This window comes from Thermoactinomyces sp. CICC 10523, assembly GCF_016055105.1.
Lineage (GTDB): Bacteria > Bacillota > Bacilli > Thermoactinomycetales > Thermoactinomycetaceae > Thermoactinomyces_A > Thermoactinomyces_A daqus.
This window is the reverse complement of sequence record NZ_JAECVX010000036.1, coordinates 1-1,929: the sequence shown is the minus strand read 5'-3', so window position 1 is coordinate 1,929 and position 1,929 is coordinate 1. Positions and strand designations below refer to the sequence as shown.

General features: G+C 46.2%; 2 protein-coding genes. One reads left to right on the top strand and one right to left on the bottom strand.

Annotation, left to right across the window (positions count from 1 at the left end):
• A partial coding sequence (locus I8U19_RS17060; protein ID WP_304650705.1) for a hypothetical protein occupies positions 1-753 on the bottom strand: 753 nt, incomplete at its 3' end.
• A 262-nt stretch (positions 754-1,015) separates the two neighbouring features.
• Between I8U19_RS17060 and I8U19_RS17055 the strand changes: the two genes are divergently transcribed.
• The gene (locus I8U19_RS17055; RefSeq protein ID WP_198056618.1) at positions 1,016-1,357 is read left to right on the top strand and encodes a hypothetical protein; all 342 of its coding nucleotides are present in this window, start codon (positions 1,016-1,018) and stop codon (positions 1,355-1,357) included.
• The last annotated feature ends 572 nt before the right edge of the window (positions 1,358-1,929 follow it).

The following is a 1,929-nucleotide window of genomic DNA, read 5'->3' as shown; positions in this document are numbered from 1 at the left end:
GCTGACGCGGATGCGGATGCCGATGCGGATGCGGATGCGGATGCGGATGCTGACGCTGATGCCGATGCGGATGCCGATGCTCATGCTGACGCCGATGCTGACGCTGATGCGGATGCGGATGCGGATGCTGACGCTGATGCGGATGCTGACGCTGATGCTGACGCTGATGCAGATGCTGACGCTGATGCGGATGCGGATGCCGACGCTGATGCGGATGCCGATGCGGATGCGGATGCGGATGCTGACGCCGATGCCGACGCTGACGCTGATTCGGACGCTGATGCTGATGCTGACGCTGATGCGGATGCTGACGCTGATGCAGATGCTGACGCTGATGCCGATGCGGATGCCGATGCTCATGCTGACGCTGATGCGGATGCTGACGCTGATGCAGATGCTGACGCTGATGCCGATGCGGATGCCGATGCTCATGCTGACGCCGATGCTGACGCTGATGCGGATGCGGATGCGGATGCTGACGCTGATGCGGATGCGGATGCGGATGCTGACGCTGATGCGGATGCTGACGCTGATGCTGACGCTGATGCAGATGCTGACGCGGATGCGGATGCGGATGCCGACGCTGATGCGGATGCCGATGCGGATGCGGATGCGGATGCTGACGCTGATGCCGACGCTGATGCCGATGCTGATGCTGATGCGGATGCGGATGCTGACGCCGATGCCGACGCTGACGCTGATTCGGACGCTGATGCTGATGCTGACGCTGATGCGGATGCAAACGCCGGGCACAATACTTTTACAAACGGGAACAATACTATCATCAACGTAAACGATAATAGTGGCGCATATATCGGTATGGTGCTATCTACACTTACTATGTTGCAAGCCTTGAATAGTTCCGAAGATTCAGATAATATAGATACTCTAATCTCTACTCTCACTAATATACTGAATGGATTGTTACAAGGAGAAAACGACAATCGTAAAGCCCTGCTTGATGCTATTAAATCTCTCAAAAAGAGTAAACAATAAAAAGATTGGAGGAAATTCTGTGTCGCGAAAAAATGTCTCACGCTGTACGATTCCTACGAAGAAATGTAACGATAGCTTATATGTGAAAATTAGTAACAGGAACGAAAAACTTAGTTGTCAATTCAACATGAATGTATATGATAAAGATTCGCCAACAAAAGAGCTATTACCCGTTTATGAAGATGACCAACTTAAACATTCGGATATCCTGGAACCTGGAGCAGAGAAACTTTATAAGATCGACGTGTCAAAGGTAGGAAGAAAGGTTGTTTTTGAGATTATCCAAAAAAATGGCGGCTCAGGTATTAAGGTTTCCAGAAACAGCAAAGATCCATCGCTCATAGAATTACAAATCAAATAAGCGAATAAGATCTTGTATCTGACTCAAAAGGCTACTTTATGTGTCCTTTTGAGTCAGTCTTATTTATGTAGCGAAGCAACTTCGAATTATGGGTAGATTTCACGATGAATCGTATCTAACCAGATGGACGGGAAAAGCATCTCTATGGTGTTACTACGGCGAAAGCAAATGGGGAAATAGTCGTCCATGGTGGAAATTTGGTTGATGGCCAAAATATTTACTATATGAATTATTGGTATGAGTTAACGGATCAGCTTTTTGAAGAAGAGGATGAAGATGAAATTGAAGGGATTTATCCTTCTGATACTTATTTTGAACTGATTATCAGACAAGATCGGAAGAAAAGGGATATTATATTACCATTTCCCAATTATCGATTATGCCGGAAAAGGTTTGTGTATCTTGGGGTTATATGCTTAAGGCGATAAAGTACTTCTATAATCATGACGGAAAATTAAATCCGAATCTAAAATGGGATCAAGTCCAAAATTATGTGTAAATTTCCACGGTCAGAAAAAGTCGGCGTTCAACTTATGCGTGTGACTTTTGGCTGAGGTTTTTCTTTGGATTTT